General features: G+C 65.7%; 5 protein-coding genes. All 5 read left to right on the top strand.

Features of this window, described 5'->3' with window-relative positions:
- Positions 1-223 precede the first annotated feature (223 nt).
- A complete protein-coding gene (pncA, locus tag IVB32_RS12160) occupies positions 224-862 on the top strand; it encodes a bifunctional nicotinamidase/pyrazinamidase (protein ID WP_247296696.1) in 639 nt (212 codons plus the stop codon).
- 16 nt (positions 863-878) lie between these two features.
- Complete coding sequence (locus tag IVB32_RS12165; protein ID WP_018457893.1) at positions 879-1,994, top strand: alpha/beta fold hydrolase; 1,116 nt, start codon at positions 879-881, stop codon at positions 1,992-1,994.
- Between the two features lie 146 nt (positions 1,995-2,140).
- The gene (locus IVB32_RS12170; protein ID WP_247410418.1) at positions 2,141-4,174 is read left to right on the top strand and encodes an NAD(+) synthase; all 2,034 of its coding nucleotides are present in this window, start codon (positions 2,141-2,143) and stop codon (positions 4,172-4,174) included.
- Between the two features lie 14 nt (positions 4,175-4,188).
- Positions 4,189-4,575 carry a GrlR family regulatory protein gene (locus IVB32_RS12175; protein WP_018457891.1) on the top strand — a complete coding sequence of 129 codons (387 nt, stop codon included), beginning with the start codon at positions 4,189-4,191 and terminating at the stop codon, positions 4,573-4,575.
- 92 nt (positions 4,576-4,667) lie between these two features.
- Entirely contained in the window at positions 4,668-5,921 is a 1,254-nt protein-coding gene (locus IVB32_RS12180; protein WP_247369974.1) for a DUF1236 domain-containing protein, read from the top strand.
- The last annotated feature ends 58 nt before the right edge of the window (positions 5,922-5,979 follow it).

Consider the following 5,979-nt stretch of genomic DNA (forward strand, 5'->3'; position numbering starts at 1 on the left):
CGGGAACCGCTTCCTCCGCTCTATCCGATCGCAAGACGCGAACGGCTGTCAGAATCCGTCCCCGGGTGGATCTAGTCAACACGCATCAGCCCAAACCGTTGCATCCCGGGACCGACGGGGCGCATTCGCGCAGATCGCCGCACCTTCTCGTTGGTTGCGAAGCAGCCCGGGAAGATCGACACTGCAGACGTGCCTTCGGCGCCGCTCGCGCGGATGGCCTGGAATGGACCTTGCGATGAAGATTTCCGACCGCGACGTGCTGCTGGTCATCGACGTGCAGAACGATTTTTGCACGGGCGGGGCGCTCGCCGTGCCCGGCGGCGAGAAGGTCGTCCCCGCCATCAATCGGATCGCCCAAAAATTCGCCAATGTGGTGCTGACCCAGGACTGGCATCCCCGCGATCATGTCTCCTTTGCGCCGAACCATGCGGGCAAACAGCCGTTCCAGACCATCGTGCTCGACTACGGCGTCCAGGTGCTGTGGCCGAGCCATTGCGTGCAGGGCACCGCATGCGCCGAATTTCATCGCGATCTCGACGTCACCCGCGCAAATCTGGTGGTGCGGAAGGGATTTCGGCGCGGCATCGATTCCTATTCGGCGCTGTTCGAGAACGACAGGACAACGCCGACCGGCCTGCTCGGATATTTGCGCGAACGCGAGTTGAACACCGTCTTCGTCGCCGGCCTCGCGTTCGACTTCTGCGTTCGCTTCTCGGCGGACGATGCCCGCAAGGCCGGGTTCGAGGTCGCCGTCATCGAGGACGCCTGCCGCGGCATCGATCTCGACGGCTCGGTGGCCGCGACCCATCAGAGTTTTCGCGAGCGCGGTATTTCGCTCGTCAGCTTCGAGGCCTTCCTGTGAGGACCGTGGGATAGCCATGGCGGAGAAGACCGGCAAACAGCTGCGCGCACCGGAGCCGGTCCCGGATGACCCGCTGCTGTGGCCGTTCGCTGCGGCGCGGATTGCCATGGACGCCTGCTTTGGATGGCTCGAGCGCGGCCCGTCGGAGCTGGCCGACAGCAGCCTGCCTTGGACCACGCCCAACTCCGTCGCGCTGGAGCTTGCGACCATGCGCCTGCGTAATTGCGCGCGGACGGGGGCCGGCCAGCCGGCACTGGTCTGCGCGCCCTATGCGCTGCACCGGGCCCTGATCGCCGACTTCGCGCCCGGCCACAGCGTTGTGCAGTCCCTGCAAAATGGCGGCATCGACCGGGTCTATCTCACCGACTGGCGCTCGGCCGCACCCGACATGCGCTATCTCTCGATCGACAGCTATCTCGGTGATCTCAACGTCGCCATCGACGAAATCGGCGCGCCGGTCGATCTCGTCGGCCTGTGCCAGGGTGGCTGGCTCTCGCTGCTCTATGCGGCGCGCTTTCCCGCCAAGGTGCGGCGGCTGGTACTGGCTGGCGCGCCCGTCGACCTCTCCATTGACTCCAGGCTGTCGCAGCTCGCCCGCAACGCGCCGGAGATGGTCTACGACCAGCTCGTCGCCCGCGGCGGCGGCAATGTCAGCGGCGAAGAGATGCTGCGGCTCTGGTCGAAGGCACCGAGCCGCGACGACATCGCGACGGCGCTGCAGAGCGACCTCTCCGGCGAGGACGGTGCGGCGCTGCTGGCACGCTTCGAGCGCTGGAATGCCGAGCCCCTCAATCTGCCCGGCACCTACTATCTCGAGATCGTCAACTGGATTTTCCGGGAGAACCGGATCGCGCGCGGCCAGTTCACGGCACTCGGCCGCGGGATTGATCTGAAGGACGTCAAGGCGCCGGTCTTCCTTTTGGCCGGACTCGATGACGACGTCGTGCCGGCTGCGCAGGCGCTCGCCACCGCCGGCTTGCTCGGCACACCGCCGGCGTTCATTGCGGCGGCCTCCCAGCCCAGCAACCATCTTGGCCTGTTCATGGGCGCGCGGACCCACGCCCATGCCTGGCCCCGGATCGCCGAGTGGCTGCGCGACGATCTGCCCGGCATGCTGGCGCGCAGAGCCTGAGACTGCCTCAAGGGCACGGCCGGGCAGCGAAGCTGCAAATCCGTTATGCATGCCGTTGAATGGCCTGCACGGGGCCATGTCGATGGGTTAAATGGAGTCCAGAGCCGGCGGAGGCCGGTCGCGACGAGACAAAGGGACTGTGCTCGATGAGTTTCCACTCGATCTATGCCCACGGATTTGCGCGCGTGGCGGCCTGCGTCACCACCTCTCATGTGGCTGATCCCACGGCCAACGCAGCTGCGGTTCTGGCGGCGGCGAAGGACTGCCACGCGCAGTCGGTGGCGGCTGCCGTGTTCCCCGAGCTCTGCCTGTCCGGCTATGCAATCGAAGATCTCGTGAAGCAGGATCCGCTGCTCGATGCGGTCGAGCGCGGGCTTGTGGCCATCGTCGAGGCATCCTCGTCCCTGATGACCGTCCTGATCGTTGGCGCGCCGCTGCGCTTTGGCAATCGGATCTACAATTGCGCGGTCGTCATCCATCGCGGCAAGATCCTCGGCGTGGTGCCCAAGAGCTACCTGCCGACCTATCGCGAATTCTACGAGGGGCGGCATTTCGCCTCCGGCGCCGGCATCGTCGGAGAGATGGTCGCCTTTGGCGGGCTGCATGCCCCGTTCGGCGTCGACCTCCTGTTCGCAGCCGAGGACGTTCCGGGCCTGACCATCGGCGTCGAGATCTGCGAGGACATGTGGATCCCGGTAACGCCGGCCTCCGAGCTCGCGCTTGCGGGCGCGAGCGTGCTGATCAATCTCTCGGGCAGCCCGATCACGATCGGCCGCGCCCGCTCGCGCGCGCTCTTGTGCCAATCGACGTCGGCCCGCTGCCTCGCGGCTTACGTCTATTCCGCGGCCGGGGCAGGAGAATCGACCACGGATTTGGCCTGGGACGGCCAGACCTCGATCTACGAGAACGGCGTGCTGCTGGCCGAGGGCGAGCGGTTCCGCCAGGGCGGCCAGATCACGCTGGCCGACGTCGATCTCGACCTGCTCAGGCAGGAACGCGCGCTGATGGGTACGTTCGACGACAATCGCCGGCAGCGCGAAGCCTTCTTCCGAAAAGTCGGCTTCGCCCTGAAGGCGCCGGCCGCCGATATCGGCTTCCTGCGCAAGGTCGAGCGCTTTCCGTTCGTGCCGAGCGACGAGAGCCTGCTCGAGCAGGACTGCTATGAGGCCTACAACATTCAGGTCGCGGGCCTCGTCCAGCGCATGCGTGCGACCGGTACCAAGCGCGTCGTTATCGGCGTCTCGGGCGGACTCGATTCCACCCATGCTTTGATCGTCGCCGCTAAGGCCGTCGACCTTCTTGGCCTGCCGCGAGAGAACATTCTCGCCTACACCATGCCGGGCTTTGCCACCGGCAGCGACAGCAAGACCAATGGGCTGGCGCTGATGAAGGCGTTGCAGACGAGTTGGCAGGAGCTCGACATTCGCACCACGGCGACGCAGATGTTGAAGGACATCGGCCATCCCTTCGGCAAGGGCGAGAAGGTCTATGACGTCACATTCGAGAATGTGCAGGCGGGTCTGCGCACGGACTATCTGTTCCGGCTCGCCAACCATCATGGCGGCCTCGTGATTGGCACCGGCGATCTCTCCGAACTCGCGCTGGGCTGGTGCACCTATGGCGTCGGCGATCAGATGGCGCACTATAACGTCAACGCCGGGGTGCCGAAGACGCTGATCCAGCATCTGATCCGCTGGGTGATTGCCTCCAAGCAGTTCACCGACGACGTCAACCAAACGCTTGGATCGATCCTGTCGGCCGAAATCTCGCCGGAGCTGGTTCCGGCTGAGCCCGGCGAGAAGCCGCAGAGCACGGAAGCTTCGGTCGGCCCCTACGAGCTCCAGGATTTCAACCTGTTCTACACGCTGCGGTTCGGCATGCGGCCGTCCAAGATCGCCTTTATGGCGCTGCAGGCCTGGAAAGACGTTGCCCAGGGCGAGTGGCCGCCGGCATTTCCGACCGACAAGCGCAAGGCCTACGATCTCAAGGAAATACGCCGCTGGCTGGAGGTGTTCTTGCGCCGCTTCTTCGCTTTCAGCCAGTTCAAGCGCTCGGCGATGCCGAACGGACCCAAGGTTTCGGCCGGCGGCTCGTTGTCGCCGCGCGGCGACTGGCGTGCGCCGTCGGATTCGAGCGCTGCGGCGTGGCTTGAAGATCTCGAGCGGAATGTGCCGGTTTGAACGGGAGATGAGCGATGTCGGCCGGCGATGGGCTCGAGCAGGGCGGCAACCCACAGAAGGTCCTCAACGGCCTCTACATCTTTGAGATCGAGATGCGCGACGGCAAGCGCGGCCAGGCCAAAGGCGTCGTCGTGCTCTGCGATGGCCGCATCATGGGCGGCGACAGCTATTTCTACTACACCGGCAGCTACACCTTCCGGAACGGGAAATGGCGTGGCGACATGACCGTCAATCAGCACACCGAGGCCGTCGGCAAGCCGCTCGCGTTCGGCGGCAGGGAAGTGACCTGCGGCTTTTCCGGCGACTATTCCGCCGACGGCGCCGAAGTCGAAGGCATGGCGCTGGTTGGCAAGACCAGCGTGACATTCACGGCGCGGCTCACGCTGAAGGACCCGATGTGAGACCCGCGTGATCAGCCCTCGTTCCTGATCAGGAACCTTCGCACCCACAGAACGTTCGCGTCTGTTGTTGCGAATTTTCCAGGAGAGGGACCATGCGCAAGCACTTGATGTTATCGACCGCGGCTATCGGACTGATGCTTGCTTCCGGCTTCGCCTACGCCCAGGCGCCCGGTGAGCGAAGGGACGAGCCGAGACGGACCGAGGAGCCGGCGAAAGGTGCCGGGCCGCAACGCGGCGGCGCCCAAGAACGGGTTCAAGAGCGCGCGCAGGGCGCCCAGGAGCGATTGCAGGGTGCGGGCCGCGAGGAGAAGGGCGGCGCTGCCAAGCAGGACGCGAGTGACGACAAGCGCCAGCCGGCCAGTTCTGCCGAGCGCAACCAGCCGAAGTCGAAGGATCAGGCCCAGGAATCTCGTGAGCCTTCGCGCGATCGCAACCGTGAGGCGGAGAGCCCGAAACCGGGACGCGACGGCAAGAACAGCGCCGAGACGAAGCAGGACAAGTCCGCGCCGCAGAAATCAACGGCCGAGTCCGAGAAGTCCAAGTCCGGCACGTCTGGCCAGCAGAACGAGCGCACGGGAGCTGCGGCCAACCAGAACGAGCGCAACCAGACCCAGCCGCCGCGCAACGCGGCCGAGCAGCAGCAGCCGGCGCAACAGAACAACCGACCGGCCACAGCGACCGACACGAACCGGACGGCCCCGACCAACAATGCGCAGACCGCGCCTGCCACTTCAGGCACGCAGACCAATCAAGCCAATCAGACGCCCCAGACCAACACGCAGGCCAATCAGCAGACTCAGGTGCCGTCCGAGAAGCAGGTGCGGATCTCCGAAACGGTGAGCCGCGCACGCCTGGCGGAGCCGGAGCGTAATCTGAACATCTCGATCCGGGTCGGTGAAACCATTCCCTCGCGCGTGCGCCTCCACAGGCTTCCGCCCGAGATCGTCGCGATCGAGCCCGAGTATCGGGACTACGAATATTTTTCGACGGGCGACGACGTCGTCATTGTGGAGCCGCGGACGCATCGCATCGTCAGCCAGGTGCCCCGCGACCCCTCACGAGCCCGCGCCCAGATGAGCGGCGGCACCTCATCGAGCATGGCGGCCGCCGGGGGCAGCAATGTGAACTGCCAGATCATGCGGCGTGACGCCTCGGGTAATGTGGCCCAGGCAGAACCCTCGACCGTGGGCTCGACCGCGCGAACGGACTCCCTGAGCGTGACTGTCCAGATGCCCGGCGGCGGCTCATCCGCGCCGATCGCCCTCGGCGCTCCCGCGGGCAACATCGTGGTCGCGACGCAAGGGCAGGGCGACTGCACGGTGACGATCGAGCCGCAGACACGCTAGCGCCGTGTCGGCATAACGACGCCAAAACGACTTCGCGCCGCACGGCTGATCAAGCCGG

The sequence above is a fragment of the Bradyrhizobium sp. 23 genome (assembly GCF_023073295.1).
GTDB classification, from domain to species: Bacteria; Pseudomonadota; Alphaproteobacteria; order Rhizobiales; family Xanthobacteraceae; genus Bradyrhizobium; species Bradyrhizobium canariense_D.